Source organism: Chitinophaga niabensis, from assembly GCF_900129465.1.
Taxonomy (GTDB): domain Bacteria; phylum Bacteroidota; class Bacteroidia; order Chitinophagales; family Chitinophagaceae; genus Chitinophaga; species Chitinophaga niabensis.
This window is the reverse complement of sequence record NZ_FSRA01000001.1, coordinates 1,144,581-1,167,470: the sequence shown is the minus strand read 5'-3', so window position 1 is coordinate 1,167,470 and position 22,890 is coordinate 1,144,581. Positions and strand designations below refer to the sequence as shown.

Below are 22,890 nucleotides of genomic sequence, written 5' to 3'. Positions count from 1 at the left end.
GAATATTATTCATCGGTTTAGAAATTCAGATTAATGCCTGCATTAAATGAACGGGGCTGTGGTAATACCAGGTTATCTTCTCCCAAAAAGCGCGGGTCCATATCTGAACTCACTTCAGGGTCCATACCGGAGTATTTGGTGAACAACCATAAGTTATCTGCCTGCAGGTACACGCGCACCCGTTTGATCTTTGCTCTTGACAGGATAGACCCGGGTAATTCATATCCCAGGGATACGGTACGTACCCGGATGAAAGAACCATCTTCCATCCAGCGGCTGGAATTGTACAGGTTGTAGGCCTGGCTGTAGATAGCACGGGGAGTGGTGTTGCTGGTACCGGGACCGGTCCATCTGTTCTCGGCAGACTTTTTAGTGATATTCACGGCATTCTGTCCCAGCCTTTCAATGGTAATACGGGAAGTAGCATATACATCCTGTCCGTAGGTGTAGCTCAGGAAAACAGAGAGATCAAAGTTTTTGTACCGGAAAGTATTGTTCCAGCCACCATAAAAATCGGGATTGGAACTGCCTACGATCTGGCGGTCGTTAATATCGATATTACCATCTCCGTTCAGGTCTTCATACTTCACATCTCCTGCGCGTACACCTATCTTCTGCAAGGGCTCGGGTACTTCTTTATCATCCTGGAAAATGCCTAACATCTTATACACCCAGATACTGCCGATGTCATGGCCTACCTGCAATGCACGGTTAGCACCAACAGACAGCGCATCGGTATTACCGATCAGGGAAGTGATGCGGTTCTTGATGAAAGAGATATTAAAGTCGGAACTCCAGTTCAATGCACCAAAGTTAAAGTTGGTGTTCACCGCAGCTTCCAGGCCATGGTTCAACATGGAACCAATATTGCTGGTGATGCTGGTAAAACCGGATGTTCCCTGGATAGGCATATTGTACAACAGGTTGGTAGTATTCTTACGGAAATAATCCACCGTAAGGTTCACGGCGCCGCCCAGCAGTCCTAACTCAAGACCGGCATCCAATTGATTGGCTTTTTCCCAGGTGAGGATATTGTTTCCAAAACCAGTGATCGCAATACCGCTCTTGCCATCGTAGTTGTAACCACCACCGGTGAGGGATTGGTAAGCATAGTTACTCACGCCTTCCTGGTTACCGGTAGAGCCATAGCTCACGCGCACCTTAAGATCTGTTTCAGGCATGGTCCAGAAAGGTTCTTTGGAAACCTGCCAGCCTGCAGATACAGAAGGGAAGTAACCATAACGGTTATCGGGTGAGAAACGGGAAGAACCATCCGTACGGACAGACATGCCCAGCATGTATTTTTCTTTCCAGGCAAGGTTAGCCCTTCCGAAATAAGATTCCATGGCATTACCATACAGGTTGGTACCAGCACTATTTATCACAGCAGCAGCCCCCAGCACATCAAAAGACGGAGCAGGGAACCCGTTACCATCTATACCATTGGTAGATACCATCATACGCTGGAAAGAGTGACCAGCCAATACATCCAGCTTCAGTGCCCCGAAAGCATGGGAATAGTTCAGCGTATTTTCCAGCAGCAGGTTAGTAAGCAGCCTGCGTTCATCTATGATACGGCCATTACCGGTACCATATGGATGTTTTTGGTTGTAGTAGATATAATCATGCGTATAACCAATGTCTGAACCAAAAGATGTTTTATAGGTAAGGTCTTTGGTGAATTTCAGTTCTGCAAATGCGTTTCCTAATAAACGATAGTTCTTCAGGTTCGCCACTTCTTCTTTCAGGATCTGTATTGGGTTGTGATACACCAGGTCTGCCGTACCACCTACATAATATTCACCATTAGGTTTATAAGGCCTGTCGAACGGACGTTGCGGGAGGCTTCTGCCCATCACCGTAGAACCCAGGTTAGAACCCGGTACGCGGTTGTTATCAGAATAACCGAAACTGATGTTCACACCGGTACGCAACCAGGATAGGGGTTCTGTGGTAAGATTGATCCTGCCGGTGTATTTTTTCAGATCGTTATAAATAACAACGCCCTGCTGATTGAGGAAACCACCGGAAATATAATACGTTGTTTTATCTGTACCGCCGGAAACAGAAAGGTCGATGTTCTTTGTATAGGCTTTGCGTAAAACTTCCTGCATCCAGTCTGTATCCGGTAAACCGGGATAAGGATGATCTATGCCGGGAATAAATTTGCTGTTACCGGGCAGGTAGCCGAATTGTTTGTTGTAGTTATCGATCCCTTCATTCACTACTTCCAGGTATAATTTGGAATCTGCCATTTCTACTTTATCAAGGTAGGGCACATCCTGCATGCCGGCATAAGCATTAATGGCCAGTTGCCCGCTGCCTTTGCGGCCACTCTTGGTAGTGATGAGTATTACTCCGTTAGTGGCGCGTGATCCATAGATGGCAGCAGAAGCAGCATCTTTCAGTACATCCACGGAAGCAATGTCGCTGGGATTCAGTTGTGCCAGCGGATTCATTTTAGCACCGAAGTTTGTAACTGCCGCATCGTGCGGAATAATGGGCACACCATCTATTACATAAAGGGGTTCATTACTCGCGCTCAGCGAACCGATACCACGTACGCTTACACGCATCGGTGCACCCGGCATACCATTGGCGGAAGATACATTCACACCTGCCATGCGGCCCTGTAATAATTGGTCCGGCCCCAGAACAGGGCGGGCATTGAGATCGTTCGGGCGGAAAGTACTGATGGAACCGGTGAGTTCTGTTTTCTTCTGCGTACCATATCCGATCACTACCACCTGCTGCATGGAACGGCTTTCTCTCTGCAGCTGTATGGCAAATTCCCTGCGTGCGCCTGCTTCTACAGATTGTGAGGAAAAGCCGATATAAGAGAACACCAGCGTTGCAGGAGGTGTAACATTGTTCAGCAGAAAGCGGCCGTTCGCATCCGTGGTGGTACCATTACCAGTACCTTTCACACTCACGGTTACACCCGGTAAGGGGTCTCCGTTCTCTGCATCCCTTACCACGCCGCTCAGTTTCACCAGCTCCTGCTGCGCTGCAGGTTTTTCATCGCGTTTTACCAGTATCACCGTATTATCAACTATCCTGTAAGTAAGCGGAGAACCTTCCAGGCAGCGGTCCATCACCTGTTGTATAGTAGCATCTTTCAGGCGGAAAGTTATTTTCATATTGGTGCCTGCCAGGTTTTCATCCCTGAATATAAAAAGGTAACTGCTCTGCTGGCGTACGATCTTAAATACCGTTTCCAGGCTGGCATCATTCACATTTACATTTAAAAGTTTATCCTGTCCTTTGGCTGCTGCGTTCAGCTGCAGGCCCGTTATGAGCAGGAACAGGAACAGCGGTTTAAACCACCGCCATGCGGAAAGCTGCGTACTGTGTAATGATCGTTTCATGAATTTCATTGTTTAACTTTTCTGCATACGGCATACAGTACCGGCAGGCGCCTGCCGGTTCAATTGCGTGATAGTGTTATGATCTATTTTTTGCTGACAGTAATGGTTTTGCCCTGCACCGCGAAATGCAGATCTGCTGTGAGCTCCAGTATTTTTAAAGCCTGTGTTAAATTATCCTGCCTGCGCATTGCTCCCGTAACATGGATCTTTTCATCAATTCCTTTATCGTATATGATATTTACATCGTACCAGCGGCTGATATCTCTCATCACAGCCGCGAGTTCATGATTCTTAAAAGTAAAGATGCCGTTCTTCCAGGCAATGGCGTCTTCCGCATCTCCGGAAGTACGTTGCAGCACACCTTGCTCCAGGCTGGTTTGTTCACCCGGTGCCAGCGTGAATCGCTGGTTACCTGCCACCACCCTCACAGCACCTTCCAGCAAAGTGGTGGTAAAGCGCTTTTCTTCTGCATATGCATTGATGTTAAAGTTGGTGCCCAGTACCTGCACCGTCATGCCATTCACCTGTACAAAGAAAGGTTTGGTAGCATTCTTCGCCACTTCAAAATAAGCTTCGCCTGTCAGCCGTACGGTACGGTCAACACCGTTAAAGGCAACGGGGTATTCCAGGGAACTGGCTGCATTGAGCCATACTTTGGTTCCGTCTTCCAGCTGTACACGGTATTGCCCTCCTTTTGGAGTGATTAATGTGTTGGAACTATTTCCACCGGAAGGGCCGTACACCAGCGCCGCATCTTCTTTATGCAATTGCGCATCTCCGCTGATAGGGCCATCTGCCATCTGATCAAGTACAAGTGATTTTCCGTTACCCAGCAATAAACGGGCTTTATTACCACCCGGTGCCACATCTTCCGCTGCAGCGGGTGTAAGCCCTGCGGTCAGTGGCTTAGAGGGCTGTTGCATGAGGTACATGGCACCAGCTACTGCCGCTACACCAATAACGGCAGCCGCGGCACCTTTCCACCAACGGCGGTAAAGGGGTACTATCTTCGTTTCAGGTAAAGGTAATGGCTGCATACGCGCATGAATACGGCCTAACAGGTTTTCTGCCAGTGCAGGGTCCTGCACTTCCAGGCCATGTGCCCTGAAACGCTCCAGCATGAGGCTTTTCAGTTCGGTGCCGGGAGTTTCTTCCAGGTAATGCAGCAGCCAGCGGCATTCCTCCTCCGTCCAATGTTCTTTGGCCAGCAGCTCGTTTAAATATGTTTCAGAATGATTCAATAAGGTCGCGTTTCAGTAAATACACCGGAAGCGAAAAAAAGGGGGGCTGTGTGAGAAAGATTTTTTTTAGCGGTGGAACAGGCTTGCTAAAAGCGGGAATGCAACAAGTAAAGTTTGCCACTCAGGCTGCACGCGTACATAATCACGGATAAAGCGGCTGGCCTTTGTAATATGTTCTTTTACGGTATAATGGGAGATCTGCAGTTCCGTAGCGGCTTCTGCATATGTTTTGCCCTGCATCTTACACAGCAGGAAAACCTTTTTACGTTGAGGCGGTAATTTGTCTATCGCTCTTTCCAGCATGTCCAGCTGAATGGAAGTGACCTCCCACTCCCCTTCTTCCGATTCCATAGTATCCGGCACCAACGACGCTAATTTCAGGCGCTGACGCAGGGTGGAACGAAGGTGGTTCAGGGAACGGTTATAACTTACCACAAACAGCCAGTTGCCGGCAGGCTGACCGGTTTGCAGTAATTTCCTTTTTTCCCAAAGGCGGATGAATACCTCCTGCACAATATCCTGCGCAGCAGCGCTATCCTTCACCAGGTGAAGGATGTTGGCATACACGGCGGGAAAATACATGCGGTAAAGGGCATCAAATGCAGCGACGCTATCCCCCTGCAATGCTGCTACTAATGCTATTTCTTCTGATGCGTTGGAAGACATGCCTGAGTGCTTAGTTTAATCCGGTCGGCAAATATTTAATTTTTTGGTTGAATGAAAAGCGGATAACGGCAAGTTAATATAAAATTAATCAAAAAAGGAAACGCCGAAAAAGCGTTTCCTTTATAATATATAATATAACCGGTATATTATTTCTCCTTCTCAAACTCCACCCGCCTGTTCTTTGCCTTGCCTTCCGGCGTTGTATTCTCTGCCACCGGTACAGCTGCGCCTTTGCCGTCTACGCTGATACGTTCTGCAGCGATCTTATAGGTATCCGTGAGCATAGCCTTCACTGCCGTAGCGCGTTTCAGCGACAAAGCATCGTTCACTGCTTTTGAACCATCACTGTCTGTATGCCCTGTGATCTTTACTTTAAAAGAAACATCCGACTGCAGCGCTGTACCGATCTCTTTGATCACGCCAAAGGAAGATGGGCGGATCACATCGGAGTTCACATCGAATGTAATGCCCGTGGTGCTGAACTTCCCTTCCGTCAGCAGTTTGGATCGCACATCCGGGCTGCCACCCGCTATTTTCAGGTTAGAAAGATAAAAGCCTAACTGATCTTCTTTATAATTGGAACCACTCACCGAAACGGCCAGCTGGTTGAAAGTACTTTCCACAATACGCGGCATGTCGTACACCTTCTGTTCGTTGATCCACATGCGGAAGCGTGTTTTCTGCACACTGATGGCCACATGGAATGGTTTGCCATAATTCTCTTCCAGTAATTTGAGCTGCTGTACATTTGTTCTGAAGGTCTCCGCTCCTTTTGCATGTGTTCTCAGCACGGTTCGGGTATTGTTACTCTCACCCAGTGCGAGTTGAATGCCTATATCATTATAGCCATGCATATTTTTAAACACGCTGTTGCTCTGGGGAGCATCTTCCCCACTGTTAAAAAGCGTAAAGAAGACCTCGGGATACATGTACCCTGTGTTGTGCATATCCAGGATCATGTCAAATTCAATGGTATGATCTGCAGGCAGTACCTGCTTATTGGGTGTAAGATAAACGCCCTGCTGGAAAAGCTTCAGCCATTTAGTACCATCTTTCATGGATACCACTTCCCCTTTATTATTTGTATTCCAGTGCATGGCAAATTCACCCACCACATCCTGTGAAAAATCGTCAGACAGCAGCAACTGATCACCTGCTACAAAATCGAATTTGGAATAGGCTTCCACCCTTGAGGCCGGAGCGGGGGCCGGAGCAGCAGCGGGTGTTGAAGCAGTTGGCGCAGAAGCGGCGCCCGCGGCGGGCTTACCAGCATTCAGTACTTTATCAGAGGCATCATTCACCCCTTTTTCCACCGCATTACCGGCTTTATTGGTAGCGGCCTGCTCAGCCCTGTTCGCCATTTTTTTAAGGAAACCGCCCTGTGCATGGGCATTCACTGCAATTGTGACCGTGTATACGATCATGGGGAGTAACAACTTCATGTATTAATATTTCCGCAAAGGTACCCGGCAGCAAGCCCTGAAACAATCCACATGCACATGGAATGTTCATATTGGTGTGTGAAATGCAGGGACCGGGGATTGAAGTGAGGCTAGAGCAGCACCACTTTCTTCTTTTTATGGTTAACCAGGTAAGTATAGGATAGCTTGAATTCATATATATCCTCTGAAAAAACCATCACTTTATAAGTATCCTTATCAGCTGCAGGCGTTATTTCTATATATAACACCGCGCGCGCACTTTTTGCTGCCACCAGTGGCTCTTTGAGTACCAGGGCTGTGACTTCATCTTTATACTGCCGCATATTATCCAGATCTTCCCGAAAATGTTCCTCCCAATCCTTGCCATGCCTTTGAGCTAAAATGGCATAAACGCTGTCATTATGCTTTTTCACGCTGTCCTGCAGTTCCGGGTTGATCACACATCCACCCACGCTATAATATTCAAACCCGTATTTTTTTGCAACACCTCTCATCATATTCTCGGATGAGCCCGGAAGCCCCCAGACCAGTACTTTCAACAGCGCGTCCTGCTGTGCCTGAGCATAAAACGGAAGAAAAACGAGCAAAAGGAAGAATAATCGTTTCATAGGCAATCCATAATATTTCATGACATATATACAAAAATTACACCCAAATTGGGGAAAACATCCCCAATTATCCACCTTTTTTAATACCGGTACACCATTTGCTGCTACCTTTAATTGACTAAATGCAGCTAATGGAACCTAAGGAACAACCGGATAAACCCTTTATCACAAAAAGTGCAGATGCCTTTTTCATCAGTGTATACGACATCTTCCGGTTCATTGCCCGGTTCTTTCGGGAGGCTTTTCGCCGCCCCTGGGAAGTAAAAGAGTTTATGCATCAGTGTTATATGATAGGCTACAAGTCCCTGGCGCTGATCAGCCTCACCGGCTTTATCACAGGTCTTGTATTCACCAAGCAGTCCCGCCCCTCCCTGGCAGAGTTCGGCGCTACTTCCTGGCTGCCCTCCCTTATCTCCATTGCCGTGATACGGGCGCTGGCACCGCTTGTTACCGCCCTGATCTGTGCCGGCAAGGTAGGTTCCAGTATTGGTGCGGAACTGGCTTCCATGAAGGTAACGGAACAGGTAGATGCCATGGAGGTATCCGCCATCAACCCTTTTAAATACCTTGTAGTCACCCGGGTACTGGCTACTACCGCCTGCATCCCGCTGCTCATGTGTTACACCGCTGTGGTAGGCCTTGCAGGTTCTTACCTGGATGTACACCTGAATGAGCAGACCAGCCTTATCGCATTCATACAGAAAGCATTTGTAAATATATCCTTCCTTGACCTGGGGGCCTCTCTTTTTAAATCTATTGTATTTGGGTTCACTATTGGCATTGTTAGTGCTTATCAGGGATATAATGCCTCACAGGGAACACAGGGCGTAGGTAAAGCTGCCAATGTTTCAGTGGTAATATCCATGTTCCTGATCTTTATTGAAGAGATCGTTATTGTTCAAGTTGTTAATTCGATCCGTTAAATAAATTATGAAACCATTCACGCCTGAAATAGATTTTGATAACACCGTGATCTCCATCAGAGGTCTCTTTAAATCCTTTGGCGATAATCACGTATTGCGGGGCGTTGACCTGGATGTGCACAAAGGCGAGAACGTAGTGGTACTCGGCCGCTCCGGTACCGGTAAATCTGTACTGATCAAGATCATTGCCGGCCTGCTGAAACCTGATGCCGGCTCTGTAAATGTACTGGGGCTGGAAGTAGAACACCTGGATACCCAGTCCCTGCGGGAACTGCGCATGAAAGTTGGGTTCTGTTTCCAGAACGGCGCGTTGTATGATAGCATGACGGTAGGGGAAAACCTTAACTTTCCCCTCGTACGCAATCAGCCCCGCCTGAAGGCAGCACAGCGGGCCAAACTGGTGGATACGGTACTCGATGCCGTAGGGCTTTCCCAGACCATAGACCAGATGCCATCTGAACTCTCCGGCGGGCAAAGGAAACGGATCGGTATTGCCCGTACGCTCATCCTGCGCCCGGATATCATGTTGTACGATGAACCCACCGCAGGCCTGGACCCCATTACCTGTACAGAGATCAATAACCTGATCAACGAAGTACAGCGCCGCTTCAAAACCAGCTCAATTATCATTACACACGATCTTACCTGCGCCAAAGTGACCGGCGATAATATCGCCGTGATGAAAGAAGGACAATTCATCCGGCAGGGAAGTTTTGACACCGTCTTTGCCACCGGCGACGACCTGATCAAGGAATTCTATGACTATAATTTTATTCAGTAAACTATGAAAGATAAGACTACTAAAAGAACGGTGATCGTAGGCATATTTATCCTCCTGGGAGTGATCATCTTTGCTGTGGGCATACTCACCCTGGGTGGACAGCGTAAATCCTTCGTTCAATCCGTAAAAGTGAAAGCGATCTTTCATGATATCGGCGGCCTGGCAAAAGGCGACAACGTATGGTATTCCGGCGTAAAGGTGGGTACCATCAAAAGCATCACCTTCGTCAACCACAGCCAGATAGAAGTATTGATGAACATAGAAAAGGCATCCCGCGAGTTCATTCATAAGGATGTAAAAGCCAAGATCAGTTCAGACGGACTGGTGGGTAATAAGATCATTGCTCTCACAGGCGGCACCCTTTCTGTGCCTGCTATTGAAGACGGAGATATCATTACCGTGGAAGTAGCCATCAGCACCGATGAGATCATGAACACCCTGCAGGTGAACAACAAAAGCCTCGTAGAGATCACCGGCAACCTGAAAGTGATCACTGGTAAGATCATGAAAGGAGAAGGTTCCATTGGTAAATTGATCAGCGACGAAACCATCTATAACGATCTGCAGGGCACCATGGCCACTCTTCGTAAAACTGCGGCTAATACACAGATGCTTACGGAAGGCCTGGCAGAATATAGCGCTAAACTGCATACAAAAGGCACATTGGCCAGCGACCTGGTTTCTGACACGGTTGTATTCACCAAACTGCGTTCTACCATTTCTCAAATGGAAACCATCGCGCAGGGTGTGGACAGCGTAGTGTTAAACCTCCGTGATGCCAGCAGTGGCGTAAAAGAAAACCTCAGCAGTTCAAACAGCCCCGCTGGCGTGCTGCTGAATGACGAAAAAACCGCAAAGGCATTAAAACAAACCATCTCCAACCTGCAAAGCAGCACAGAGAAACTGGATGAAAACATGGAGGCGCTGCAAAGCAACTTCCTGTTAAGAGGTTTCTTCCGCAGGAAAGCAAAACGTGAGAAAAAGGAAGCACAGCAGGCAGCAAAAGCAGCAGACACAACAGGACAGAAATAAAGATCATTTAGCCAGCTTTTTATAATCATTCAGCCGCCGTTGTGTCACTCACTTCAGCGGCTGAATAATTTTCAGCAGGCCCTGCTGTTATCCCTTTTCTTTCCACACATGCAACAACACAATCGCCAGCAGCATGATCATCACCCCTATCCATTGCACCCAGCCCACCGGCTCCTGCAACACAATATGGGAACAGATCACGGCCACAGGTAATTCTGCCGTCATCACAATAGCGCTGATCCCCGCTCCTATCTTAGGGATCCCTTTTGCAAAGAGAACGGGCGGAATGATGGTGCCAAATAAAGAAAGGAACAAAGCCCATTTCAGGATGCCCCAGTCGAAATGCGCTGCCACCGTCAGTTGATGCGCATTCACAATGAAAATACTTAAAGCAGATCCCATCATGATAACAGTGCTTTTCTTCAGTGTTTCCATCTGCTGCCCTGTTCTGCTGTTGGCCACAATGAAGCCGGCATAACAGCAAGCGGACAATAGCGCAAACAGCACACCTTTCAGTGAAACATCCAGTGTAATACCGCCGCTGGCCAAAACCGTCCCGGCCAGGATCAGCAGGGTCACAAAGGCCTGCACCCCGCCAGGCCGCTTTTTAAAGAGTGCCCAGTCCAGCAATATCCCCATCCAGGTACATTGCATTAACAGCACAATAGCCAGGGAAGCTGGTATGTATACCACGGAAACATAGTAGAAGAAAGTAGTGAGCCCGATGGCTGCGCCTGTTAACAACACCGGCAATGCCCCTTTAAAGCCCTTTTCCCGGCTAAAAAGGAGTTGCAGCACAAAGAGCACGAGAAAGCCTGTAAAGGCCTGGGAAAAGGAAATACCGGCGGCAGAATAGCCTTCCCGGTACGCTAATTTTACAAATGTAGAAAGGATGCCAAAGCTGCAGGCTCCGGCAAAAACCATGAATATATACCTGGTCATTATTTTCGCTAATAAATAAGTGATACATCAATTTTTCAGACAAATTGGTGCAGGCGAAAACAACCAGGCTCTTTTGAGTTGGTGAATGATCCGTTAATGAAGATGGGACCGCTGGTTATTTTGCTTGCAAAACAACCACTGGAGGAGGTGTGCTGGAATACAGGAGATGCATATAGTTTTCTGATGTATGAACTGCAAATTAGTAAAATTCACCTAAAATCCATAGCTTTATACACGTTTTCCACGTATCCTACTACCGTACCGCACCTCCTGGAATAGTCAATCAACTGATCAATTAATCCCAATTGAAATGAAAAGACTTTTACTTTTCCTATTCCTGTGCTGTACAGGAGCAACCAGTTTCGCGCAGAATTGCAACACACCACTCCGCATCGTTGTACTCGGATCCTCTACCGCCTGGGGAAACGGCGTGCCTGTGCGGGACAGCGCATGGACCTTCCATTACCGGAAACACCTGAAAGCCACACACAACACGGCAGACACGGTGTACATCTTGGCCATCGGCGGGCATACCACGCATAATATACAGGCAACAGGTACACCGGATTACACCGTGGGCGGCATTACCTTTGCGGTAGACCCTAACAATAATATCACCAAAGCCATTTCACTGGCCCCGCATGCTATTATCGTGAACATACCTTCAGAGGATGAAGCCCGTAATTTCCCCTTAACAGTTCAGGTTGCCAACCTGCTCAAACTGAAACAGCTGGCTGCACAGAACAATATCCCTTTATGGGTAAGCACCACACAGCCACGCAGCAACCTCGGCAATGCCGCAGCATTGCGGCTGAAGCAGATGAAAGACAGCATCAATCTGTACTTCGGAGATAAGGCGATCGACTTCTGGACCACCGTAGCTCAGTCAACAGGACAAATAGAACCTGCCTACGCCAATGGGGACGGGTTGCACCTGAACTCCGCAGGGCAGCGGATCCTTTTCACACGTGTGGCCGATAAGAACATTCCCCAGGCCTTGTGCACACCTGCGCCGGTTACGCCGTTCCAATTAGCCAGCTTTACGGTCAGCCGGTTTGAAGATAAACTCAGACTTAACTGGCGCACCAATACAGAAACCAATACGCTGCGTTTCATCATTGAAAGAAGTACAGACTCTCTCAACTGGAGCAATATCGGTAACCAGAATGCAGCAGGTACTTCTGCAGTTCCCAGGGATTACGAGTTCACGGATAATACCGTACACACATCTGCCCGTTATTACCGCCTGAATATGGAAGATGCGGCTAATGTGCATTATTATACCCCCGGCGTAAAAGGCATACCGGATACCATCTATCATACACCGTTCAGGTTATCCTCCTTCACGATCAGCCTTGTGGCTGGTAAACTGAAGCTGGATTGGGGTACACTGCGCGAAAGCAATACCGTTAGTTTTGGTATAGAGCGCAGTACAGATGCCCAGAACTGGATAAATATCGGCAATGTGAATGCATCAGGAAGTTCCGCCAGTCCACTGAGTTATTCCTTTACGGATAATAACCCTGCAGCCAACCAGTTGTACTATTATCGTTTGAACATGTTAGCCAGCGCCAACAGGCATTTCTTCAGCAGCAATGTATCCGGAACCTCACCCGGTGTTCCGCAGAACTGCACGGCTCCCATACGGGTAGTACTGCTGGGATCTTCTACCGCATGGGGTAATGGCCTTGCCAGCAGGGACAGTGCATGGGCTTTCAGGTACCAGCGTTGGCTCAAAGCCAATCACAATCCTGCTGATACAGTGATCAACCTGGCTAACGGCAGCACGAACACGCAAACCATTCAGCCGGATGGTACCCCTTCTTATACTGTCAGCGGCCTCACCTTCTCTGTAGATCCAAACAGTAATATCAGCAGGGCCGTTGCGCTGAACGCAGATGTGATCATTATCAATATGCCTACCAATGATGAAGCACGTAATTTCCCCATGACCAAATCGAGGGACAATTACCTGGCACTGAAAGCATTTGCCGAACAACATAATATCCCGCTGTGGGTAACTACCACACAGCCGAGAGGTAACCTGGGCGTAGCTGCCGGCGTAAGATTGCGCCAGTTCAGAGATACTACCATCAAGTATTTCGGCAGCAAGGCCATCGACTTCTTCACGGGGCTGGACAGCAGCAACAATAATATCAAAGCCATCTATAACAGCGGAGACGATGTACACTTCAATTCCGCTGGTCATAAGATCCTCTTTGAAAGAGTGGTGGCAGAAGGTATCCCCGATACTTTGTGTGCAGGTGGCGGCGCTCCGCAGGGTTTAGCGCGTACCATCGTGTATGGTGAGGATGCAGTGGAAGGACCCGCTTTATCCATCTTTCCTAACCCGGCCAGCAGGATTGTAACCATACCTGGTGTAGCCGGCAGGGAATATGTGCTGGATGTATTCAATTCGCAGGGCGTAAGGGTGCTTTCTGTGCAAAGGGCCTCTACCAACAGGTTGGATGTAAGCGAATGGAAAACAGGCATCTATTTTATCATCATCGATAATAAACACCGGTATAAACTGGTGAAGATCTAATGAACAATAAAGGCTGAACGTTTTGTTCAGCCTTTATTTTATTCTGCCATGCTTTGTTTGCGGCTTATCACTTCCTCCCGCAATAACCTGTTCACATCTATGTAAGGTTCTTCCAGTAAAAATACTTTTGTGCTGTACTCACGGGCCAGGTTATTCCGGATCATTCCTGCCTCTTTTACTGTTTTGAAGAACACCTTTTCACGCCTTCTTTCCGGGTCCCTGTCCCAGGTATCTTTTACCAGTATCACATACCGGATCGGTTCATCCAGTTTGAACCAGTTCATATAATCCGCATTAAAGGAAACTGCCTGCAAGCCTTTTAGCTTTGTGTAATAATTGATAGCACCTGCCTGACCATAGTTATCTGTAATGATACACACGTTCGCTTTATCAGGAATGGAGGAATACACAGCGTCCACAATACCGGCCAGTTCTTTCCAGCCCTGCATATCCGCAAAATCCTGCGGCAGATCGTGGTTCTTTCCATCTTCCCACCTTAAGATCCCAAACGGTGCAAAACGTTCTTTTTTCATTACCATTTTCTGCGGGGAATACACCGGGAACATTAAAGGGATAGAGGGCAGATAAAGCAATACGATAAGTACCGGCAGCGCAATCCTCATCCATCTTTTGGTAAGGATCACACCAAGGTATACACAACCCAATGCCAGCTGCACAGGGTATAACCCGATGGAATAATAGCTCTTTGCCTTAAAGTAAAGGAAAAGCAATAAGGTAAAAACAAAGGCTAATCCTATCCAGGCATATTTGCGGAAAGGTTTGTAAAAAATATACCCGGCAATAATAGCCACCAGGATCAGGGTATCACAAACAAAGAACAACCACTGGCTCTTCAGGAAGTTTATCCGGCTAACATTCACCAGTTGCCTTTCTGCCAGTTCTTTCATGTGATGTATCACCGGGAACTGGTTTTGGACCTGCCAGATGATATTCGGCGAAATGATCACCAGCGCCAGCAATACAGCGAAGTACAGATGTTTATTGGCAAATATCCTCCTTTGCGGTGTTAAGATCAATGCAGGCACCAAACCCATTACAAGGAAGAGGATGCTGTATTTATTCAGGAAACCTAAAGCAAGGCAGATGGCTGCTGCATAGAGGTATTTCGGTTTTTCATGATTAAAATAACAGATGAAAAAATAAAACACTGCTGTCCATGAAAGGATGTCAAAGGTATTAGGCTGGAATAACAGGTCCAGCCGCTGAATAGCAGAGCAAAGGATAGCCACACATACCAGGAATTTTGCATAGAGGTTTCCCTTCAGTTCTTCCACGATCAGCCAGGAGAAGATCAATGTACCGCAGCCTATGAAAGCAGGGATCAGCCTTACCCATATTTCGCCGTTACCCAGCAGCCTGATCAGCCAGGCAAAGAGCGAAGTAACAGGAGGTACGGATAAATAACCCGGTGCCAGGTGGGCACCCTGGTCCAGGTGCAGGAATTCATCCCGGTGCAGTTCATAGACAGGATTTACCAAAAAGAAAACAAGGATCAGTTTCAGGAGGATAAAACCTAAAAGGATGTAACGTTCATTTTTGGGCTTATACATACTTTAATATACGGCAGAATTTCCATCCCTCCATTTTTTGGATTATTTTGGCTGCCTTAACGAACCACGCTACATGATGAAAAAACGCTCCATCTTACTTTTCCTTTTAGCATGCTGCAGTCTTTTTGCCACTGCGCAATTCAAGAACCCGGTATTCGATCACGATTTCCCGGACCCGAACCTGATCAAAGCAAAAGACGGTTATTACTATGCTTATTCCACCCAAACCAACTGGAAGCGGGATAGCTTAGGCGGGCCTTACATCATTCCCATCCTTCGTTCAAAAGACCTGGTGAACTGGCAGTTCGTGGCACCTGCGCTCAGCGAAAAACCCTCCTGGAAAACAGCCGGCGGTATATGGGCACCGGATGCCGTGGAATATAAAGGGAAATATCATCTCTATTATTCCTTTTCCACCTGGGGCGATCCTGATCCCGGCATTGGCCTGGCCGTCAGCGATAAACCCGAAGGGCCTTTTACAGACAAAGGCAAAGTATTCCTGAGCAAAGAAATAGGTGTGGCTAATTCCATCGATGCATTTTTCATAGAGGACAAAGGCAAACCTTATCTCTTCTGGGGAAGCTTCCATGGCATCTATGGCGTACAATTATCAGACGATGGCACCGCGGTGAAAGGAGATACCTTCCGCATTGCCGGTAATGCCTATGAAGCCACCTATATCTACAAACGTAATGGTTACTACTATTTCATCGGTTCCGTAGGTTCCTGCTGCGAAGGTGTGAAAAGCCGTTATCATCTGAAAGTAGGCAGAGCCACTTCCCTCAAAGGCCCTTACCTCGATCAATCCGGCAAACCACTGCTGAACAACGGTGGCACCCTGCTGCTGGAAGCCAATAAAGGAGAAGCAGGATTTGCAGGGCCGGGGCACAATGGCGATATCATTACAGATAAAGCCGGAGATACCTGGATCTTATACCACGCATTCAGAAAAGAGAATGATAAAAAAGGCAGGGTCATGCTGCTGGATAAGATAACATGGGAAAAAGACTGGCCGGTGATACAATCAGCAATGCCGGGTGTAGATATGCAAAAGGCACCTGTATTGTAGCTTGTCGCATTTCCCCTTAAAAGTTGTCCGATTCAGCCTCCTTTTGCTACCGGGAATTACTTTAGCTTTGAGGACCAATCAATCATCTAAAACTAATTACCATGGCACTAGTTAATCCTTATCTGGCATTTGATGGCAACTGCGAAGAAGCCTTCAACTTTTACAAGTCTGTTTTCGGCGGTGAATTCTTAGGAGGTATCTCCAGGTTCTCCGACATGCCGTCAGAACATTATTCTCCCGGACAGGAAAACCAGGTAATGCATGTGATGTTACCACTGGGTAACGGCACATCCCTGATGGGCAGCGATACACCCGGCCCCGAAGCTGCAGGGAAAGATGCGAATGTGTCCATTGCCGTTTCACCGGACAGTGAAGAAAATGCAAAGCACATCTTTAACGGGCTGGCCGCAGGCGGAACAGTGATCATGCCGCTGGACCATGCACCATGGGGAGCACTCTTTGGAATGCTCACCGATAAGTTCGGTTTTAAATGGATGGTGAATTACGATGCAAACGCAGGCAAATAATCGAATGAATGGGCTGTGCAAAATATAATGCACAGCCCATTTCCTTTCCTCAAATAGTTTTTTTCTTCCATATAGCGAATATCAATATTCATGCTGCTCCCGGAGCCTTTTCGTAAATTACAGGGCTAAAATCGGGAAACAAATATGGCGTTACAACAAGGACCTAATTATTTCATTGGAAAACTGGGCAACCAGATAGGGTATAAAGTGGGCGATCAATACTTCGTCCGCTCCATGCCTGAAAAAGTAAATCGCAGCAAGGCCACCAAACAGGCAGCGCTGGACTTTGGCATTGCCAGTAAGACCGGCAGGCTGGTACGCCATGCGATACTGGATGAACTGGATATTCCACCCGATGGTACCGTCACTAACCGGCTCAATAAAACACTTGCTCCTGTTATTAAATTAGATCACTTCAGCACCCGGCTGGAAGGATTCAGCTTTAACACACATACTCCCCTGGATAAACTACTGAAAAAGCCGCCAAAGCTCCGCAAGAACGCAAATGGTACATTCCTGCTGCAGGTACCTCCGCAGGATATTCCCCAATCCCGGAACACTACACATATAGAGATCAAAGCCATTGCCGTTTCCATTAACTTTTCCAAAAACAAATATTCCAGGCTGAAGGGGGAAACATTACTGATAGATCTGCAAACACCATTTACAGGTGCTGCATTGAATCTTCCTGCACCTGAGAATGATACAACACTGTATATACTGCAAGTGCGTTCATTAGAACTTGTGAACAGGAAATATTATGATGTTCAGAACCGTAAATACTACGCAGCTGAGATCATTGCCGTAGTACCGGAACGTATCCTTAAACCTGTTGGTAAAAACAAGGTGAAGAACCTGAAGAAATTACTGCCGGAGACTCCGGAGACTAACAAAACCAAAACATCCTCCGCCAAACGTACTGTAAAAAATAAACGTACCACAAAACCTGGATCAAAAAATGCTCCCCCGGGCCGTTAAAAGGTAAACAACGCTGATTAATATCTTCCTTCCCCGGGAATACTATGCCCGTACCTGAAAAACAGGCTTATTTTTTGCATAAAATGAATGCAGCCCTATCATAAAACAGCCCCGATACCTAAAAACGTTCCACGCATTAGCCATTTATTATTCAGATATCAACTCCAATCCATCTCCAACTCATCTACACGTCATCTCCGGAGCAAGTCCACCTCATCTCCACGGACTCCCCTGCCACCTCCCTGCTATCTCCCTTGGATCATGCATTACTCACCCATAGCAGAAGCTGCTAAAATCCAATGAATATTCATCAAAAACGGCAACTATACGGCTTCCTCCGTAACCTAATTTTATTCTAAATAGTAGCGATCAGCTTTCCCTGAAATGCTGTTGATGAAAAACATCAACATGCGGATGCCTTTGCCAAATATGATACATGTCAAACAGACAATTAATATTTCCATAGATAAACGTTATGACCGTCAGCAACTCAATGATCAATTAAACCATTTTAAAACCAAAACTAAAAAGCAGCTTATGATAAACACAACTACTGTTGTAAAAGCAATATGCATACTCCTGCTATGCCTGACCTGCCAGGGCTTGCAGGCAGCGGTGCATCCTGCCCCCGTCACCGTATCAGGTATTATTACAGATAAAGCCACCGGCGATCCTGTACCCGGCGTTACTGTTCGCATAAAAGGCACCGGCACCGGTGTTACCACTAACGAAAGCGGGTATTATAAAATAGAAGCCCCCGGCACTGAAAGCATCCTCGTTATTTCCATCACCGGTTACGCTACGCAGGAAGTAGCAGTGGGTACGCAATCCACTATTAATATCTCACTCAGCACCAAAGCATCGGACCTGGATGAAGTAGTGGTGATCGGATATGGTACGCAACGGAAAGGCGATGTAACCAGCGCCGTGGCCAGCGTGAAGTCGGAAAATTTTGTGAAAGGCTTTGCTAAGGATGCAGGGCAGCTGATACAAGGTAAAGTAGCAGGACTGGCTGTTACCACACCCAGTGGCGACCCCAATGCCAATACACAGATCTCCCTGCGTGGTAACAGCACATTGATGTCCTCCACCTCTCCGCTGGTATTGATAGATGGTATTCCCGGTTCATTGAATACGGTATCACCGGAAGACATTGAGTCCATAGATGTATTGAAAGATGGCTCTGCAGCCGCCATCTACGGCACACGTGGTACTAATGGTGTGGTATTGATCACCACCCGCAAAAAAGGCAGCAGGCCGGCAACTTTATCTTACGAAGGGTATGCCAGCGTACAAACCATCGCCAGGAAAATGGAATTCCTGAATGCGGATGATTACCGCCGCCTCCTGGCAGAAGGTTTCTTTGTACCAACAGCAAATGAAAAATGGAATTACGGCACTACTACAGACTGGCTGGATGAGATCACCCGCACACCGCTCAGCCATACGCATAATATCACCCTGCAGGGCGGTAATGCACAAACCAATTACGTGGCTTCTGTGAACGTTCGCCAATGGCAGGGGCTCTTCAACCGTTCTGAAAACCAGCAACTCATCGGCCGCGCAGATATCAATCATTCCATGCTGGACAATAAACTAAAGTTCAATGTGAACGTGATCGGCCGTAACCGCAAATTCTTTGCTGCCCCCAACTATGCATACATCTATCGCCAGGCTATTATCAGGAATCCTACAGACAGTGTATATACCTATGATGGCAAATGGCGGGAAGACCCCAACGGCTATAACTACGATAACCCCGTTCGCCCCATTGAAGAGGTGGATGGAGAAAGCAGGGCCACCGAATTACGTTTCAATGGTAATGTGATCTATTCTCCTTTAAAAGATCTCAATATCAAACTGCTGCTCTCCGGCGCTAAAACCAGCGAGCTGACCGGCTATTTTGAAACATACGATCACCGCGCCTCTGTGATCAACAACCGCAAAGGTTATGGTTCCCGCGGTTCGGGTTATTTCCAGGATAATCTCCTTGAACTCACCGCGGATTATTCCAAAACATTCAGCGGTCATAAATTCACGTTATTGGGTGGTTACAGCTATCAGAATGTTACACGGGAAGGATTCAGCGCATGGAATTCAGACTTCCCTTCTGAATTATATACTTACAACCGCCTGCAATCCGGCGATGCCGTGTCCAATCCTTTTGCCACCACCGGCATGCGCGGCGTATCCAGCTATAAGAACAATTACAAGCTGATCGGTTTCTTCGGCAGGTTGAATTATGCATGGGAAGATAAATACCTGCTGATGGCCACCTTGCGCCACGAAGGTTCTTCCAAGTTCGGGGTGAACTATAAATGGGGAACCTTCTCTGCATTTTCTGCCGGATGGCGTATCAGCCAGGAAGGATTCCTCGCCGGCAGCGATGTAGTGAACGACCTCAAGGTCCGTGCAGGATATGGTATTACAGGTACTGTGCCAAATGATCCCTATATGTCGCTCATTGTATTAAACTACAACAGCGACAGCCGCTTTCTCTACAACGGCACCTGGATCCAGCCACTGGAACCCAACAGGAACCCCAATCCGGATCTCCGCTGGGAAAAGAAAGAAGAGATCAATATAGGTTTGGACTTCTCCTTATGGAACAGCCGCATATCCGGCTCCCTGGATGTTTACCAGCGGGACACGAAAGATATGTTATACGACTTCCCCGTACCCGTACCTCCGAACCTCTTTGGCTCCACGCTCGCCAATGCAGGACGCATGCGTAACCGGGGTGTGGAAGTATTGCTGAACTATGAGATCATCCGTTCAAAGGATTTCAGCCTGAGCAGCAATATCACGTATATGAACAACAAGAACACGCTCATGAGCATCTCTAACGACCTGTATAAGACCTCCAATGATTTCTTCTTTGCAGGCCATACCGGAGAGCCCATTCAGCTCACTACACACCGCGTGAAAGTAGGCGAGCCCATCGGAAACTTCTACGGTTACAAGTCCATAGACATAGATGAAAACGGCCAATGGATCATTGAAGGGCAGGATGGTAAACCCAAACCTATAGACGATGCCGTGCCGGACGATCGTAAAGTGCTGGGCAATGGTATTGCCCGCCATACCGCCGGCTGGAACCTTGGTTTCCGCTACAAACAATTCAGCCTTGGTGTGAACATGCGCGGCGCATTCGGTTATCAGATCCTGAACTTCCAGCGGATGTACTATGAAAACCCTACCATCAAACAATACAATATGCTCAAAACGGCATTCGATAAAATATACGGTAAGGAGCAGCTCAATAATCCGCTCGCTTATGTTTCTCATTACATAGAAAACGGCGATCACTGGAAGATAGATAACGTAACACTGGGATACGACATCAATGTTTCGCGCAGCAAATACTTCAGGTCGGCCAGGATCTATGTATCCGGCCTCAACCTGGTGGTGCTCACCGGCTACAAAGGAATAGATCCGGAGATCAGCCGCCTTGGCCTGGATGCGGGGAACGACTCACGGGATAAATATCCAACCACCCGCACCTTCACCTTTGGTACGAACATCACTTTTTAACCTTCTAAACGAAAAAGAATATGTACAAGAAAATATTGATCCTGCTGTTCCTGATCGTTCCGGCAGGTTGCACCAAACTGGAAGAAGAAGTATTTGATATCGTACAGGAATCAGACTATCAGCCCGGCGCAGGAGATATTCCTTCCATCATGGGCCCCGCTTATACCGTATTGCGCGGCATGTATGCAGGCTGGCAGGGAAACTTTGACCTGCAGGAGGAACCTGCCGATATGATCGTTACCCCTAACCGCCCTAACGGATGGTACGATGCCGGTACTTACCAGATCATGCATAAACACGACTGGCCCGCCAACCAATGGCAACCGGAAAATGTATGGCAGCATGCTTATTCCGGCATCAACAATGTGAACCGGATCATTTTCCAGATCGAGGAAGGAAAGATCCCCGTTACCGCCGGTAAAGAAAGCCTGATCGCTGAGCTTCGTGCCGCCAGGGCCTTCTATTATTCCGTACTGGTAGACACACATGGCAATGTGCCCATTGTTACAGATTTCCGCGATGGCTCCGCTCCTACGCAAAGTACCAGGCAGCAGGTATTTGATTTTATTATTAAAGAGCTGAACGAAACCATGCCGCTGTTAAGCACCGAGGTGTCCAAACTAACCTACGGCCGTGTGAACAGGTGGGTGGCAAAAGCTATCCTGGCAAGGTTGTACCTGAACGCACAGGTTTATACCGGCGTTACCAAATGGGATGAATGTATCGCGGCCTGCGATGATATCATTAACAGTACCAAATATACCCTGGAGGCCGCTTACAAAACCAATTTCATTACAGAGAACCAAAACTCCAAAGAAACCATTTTCGCCGTGCCTTATGATGAGATCTTTGCCGCGCAGAATACGATCCATATGAAAACGCTGGCCACTGCCCACCGGAATGTGCTGAACATGGCAGCCCAGCCCTGGGGAGGCAACTGTGCCGTGCCGCAGTTCATTGACACATATGATGCAGACGATACGCGTTTGAAAGATACCTGGATCATGGGGCCGCAGTACAATGTTTCTTCCGGTGCGCTGATCCTCACTTACAGGAAAGAAGTACCCAGCCTTAACGGAACTGATTATTTTGATGGGTTCCGCATTGGCAAATACGAGATTAAACCTGGTGCACGCGGCGGGCTCAGTACCGATTATGTGATCTTCCGCTATGCAGATATCAAAATGATGAAGGCAGAATGCCTCCTGAGAAAAGGGTTATCCGGCGATGCCGCCACACTCGTTACCGAAATACGCCAGAGAGCATTTGCCTCTACCAATCCTGCAAAGGCTACTGTAACCGGTGCGCAGTTATTACAGGGAAGTGTATACCGGTATGGGTACCAGGAGCTGAATGGAACCATATCAGGCCTGGAAGGTGGTGCAGATATCCAATATGGGCGGTTCTATGATGAGCTGGGATGGGAATTTGCCGCGGAAGGGCATCGGAGAATGGATATGATCCGTTTCGGCGTGTTCGCCCGGAAAACATGGTTTAATCACCGCCCTAAGAATGATGGTAAAACCAGGACATTATTCCCCATTCCACAGGATGAAATGGATAAGAATCCCAACCTCATACAAAATCCCGATTATAGATGATAAATGAGTCAGGGAAAGCAGCAAACAAAAAAGCCCGGTGTTCACGCCGGGCTTTTAATGCT

The 22,890-nt window shown here is 47.6% G+C and carries 16 protein-coding genes; 9 read left to right on the top strand and 7 right to left on the bottom strand.

What is annotated here, in order from left to right; translation table 11 throughout:
* Positions 1-17 precede the first annotated feature (17 nt).
* From BUR42_RS04370 to BUR42_RS04350, 5 genes are all read right to left on the bottom strand, one after another.
* A complete protein-coding gene (locus BUR42_RS04370) occupies positions 18-3,368 on the bottom strand; it encodes a SusC/RagA family TonB-linked outer membrane protein (protein ID WP_159442213.1) in 3,351 nt (1,116 codons plus the stop codon).
* Positions 3,369-3,451: 83 nt separating this feature from the next.
* Entirely contained in the window at positions 3,452-4,609 is a 1,158-nt protein-coding gene (locus tag BUR42_RS04365) for a FecR family protein (protein WP_074238068.1), read from the bottom strand.
* 66 nt (positions 4,610-4,675) lie between these two features.
* On the bottom strand, positions 4,676-5,275 hold the full coding sequence (locus BUR42_RS04360) for an RNA polymerase sigma-70 factor (protein ID WP_074238067.1): 600 nt from the start codon (positions 5,273-5,275) through the stop codon (positions 4,676-4,678).
* A gap of 146 nt (positions 5,276-5,421) precedes the next feature.
* Positions 5,422-6,717, bottom strand: coding sequence for an OmpA family protein (locus BUR42_RS04355; RefSeq protein WP_084185381.1), 1,296 nt, complete (start codon positions 6,715-6,717; stop codon positions 5,422-5,424).
* Positions 6,718-6,827: 110 nt separating this feature from the next.
* A complete protein-coding gene (locus tag BUR42_RS04350; protein WP_143197332.1) occupies positions 6,828-7,325 on the bottom strand; it encodes an FEKKY domain-containing protein in 498 nt (165 codons plus the stop codon).
* Between the two features lie 131 nt (positions 7,326-7,456).
* Here BUR42_RS04350 and BUR42_RS04345 point away from each other — a divergent pair, with 131 nt between their 5' ends.
* Genes BUR42_RS04345 through BUR42_RS04335 form a run of 3 tightly spaced genes read left to right on the top strand, consistent with a single transcriptional unit; the run spans position 7,457 to position 10,061 of the window.
* Positions 7,457-8,248 carry an MlaE family ABC transporter permease gene (locus BUR42_RS04345; protein ID WP_074238064.1) on the top strand — a complete coding sequence of 264 codons (792 nt, stop codon included), beginning with the start codon at positions 7,457-7,459 and terminating at the stop codon, positions 8,246-8,248.
* 7 nt (positions 8,249-8,255) lie between these two features.
* Positions 8,256-9,029 (top strand): ABC transporter ATP-binding protein, encoded by a 774-nt coding sequence (locus tag BUR42_RS04340; protein ID WP_074238063.1) that lies wholly within the window; start codon positions 8,256-8,258, stop codon positions 9,027-9,029.
* A gap of 3 nt (positions 9,030-9,032) precedes the next feature.
* The gene (locus BUR42_RS04335) at positions 9,033-10,061 is read left to right on the top strand and encodes an MlaD family protein (protein ID WP_074238062.1); all 1,029 of its coding nucleotides are present in this window, start codon (positions 9,033-9,035) and stop codon (positions 10,059-10,061) included.
* Positions 10,062-10,148: 87 nt separating this feature from the next.
* Here BUR42_RS04335 and BUR42_RS04330 read toward each other — a convergent pair whose 3' ends face one another.
* A complete protein-coding gene (locus BUR42_RS04330) occupies positions 10,149-11,003 on the bottom strand; it encodes an EamA family transporter (RefSeq protein WP_074238061.1) in 855 nt (284 codons plus the stop codon).
* Between the two features lie 310 nt (positions 11,004-11,313).
* Here BUR42_RS04330 and BUR42_RS04320 point away from each other — a divergent pair, with 310 nt between their 5' ends.
* The gene (locus BUR42_RS04320; protein ID WP_074238059.1) at positions 11,314-13,548 is read left to right on the top strand and encodes a GDSL-type esterase/lipase family protein; all 2,235 of its coding nucleotides are present in this window, start codon (positions 11,314-11,316) and stop codon (positions 13,546-13,548) included.
* A gap of 38 nt (positions 13,549-13,586) precedes the next feature.
* Here the strand turns inward: BUR42_RS04320 and BUR42_RS04315 are convergent, their stop codons facing one another.
* A complete protein-coding gene (locus tag BUR42_RS04315; protein ID WP_074238058.1) occupies positions 13,587-15,119 on the bottom strand; it encodes an ArnT family glycosyltransferase in 1,533 nt (510 codons plus the stop codon).
* A gap of 73 nt (positions 15,120-15,192) precedes the next feature.
* Between BUR42_RS04315 and BUR42_RS04310 the strand changes: the two genes are divergently transcribed.
* From BUR42_RS04310 to BUR42_RS04290, 5 genes are all read left to right on the top strand, one after another.
* Positions 15,193-16,188 carry a family 43 glycosylhydrolase gene (locus BUR42_RS04310; protein ID WP_074238057.1) on the top strand — a complete coding sequence of 332 codons (996 nt, stop codon included), beginning with the start codon at positions 15,193-15,195 and terminating at the stop codon, positions 16,186-16,188.
* A 101-nt stretch (positions 16,189-16,289) separates the two neighbouring features.
* A complete protein-coding gene (locus BUR42_RS04305; protein WP_074238056.1) occupies positions 16,290-16,715 on the top strand; it encodes a VOC family protein in 426 nt (141 codons plus the stop codon).
* A 144-nt stretch (positions 16,716-16,859) separates the two neighbouring features.
* Positions 16,860-17,693 carry a hypothetical protein gene (locus tag BUR42_RS04300; protein WP_074238055.1) on the top strand — a complete coding sequence of 278 codons (834 nt, stop codon included), beginning with the start codon at positions 16,860-16,862 and terminating at the stop codon, positions 17,691-17,693.
* Positions 17,694-18,230: 537 nt separating this feature from the next.
* Positions 18,231-21,227 carry a SusC/RagA family TonB-linked outer membrane protein gene (locus BUR42_RS04295; RefSeq protein ID WP_074240436.1) on the top strand — a complete coding sequence of 999 codons (2,997 nt, stop codon included), beginning with the start codon at positions 18,231-18,233 and terminating at the stop codon, positions 21,225-21,227.
* Between the two features lie 20 nt (positions 21,228-21,247).
* The gene (locus tag BUR42_RS04290; protein WP_074238054.1) at positions 21,248-22,828 is read left to right on the top strand and encodes a RagB/SusD family nutrient uptake outer membrane protein; all 1,581 of its coding nucleotides are present in this window, start codon (positions 21,248-21,250) and stop codon (positions 22,826-22,828) included.
* The last annotated feature ends 62 nt before the right edge of the window (positions 22,829-22,890 follow it).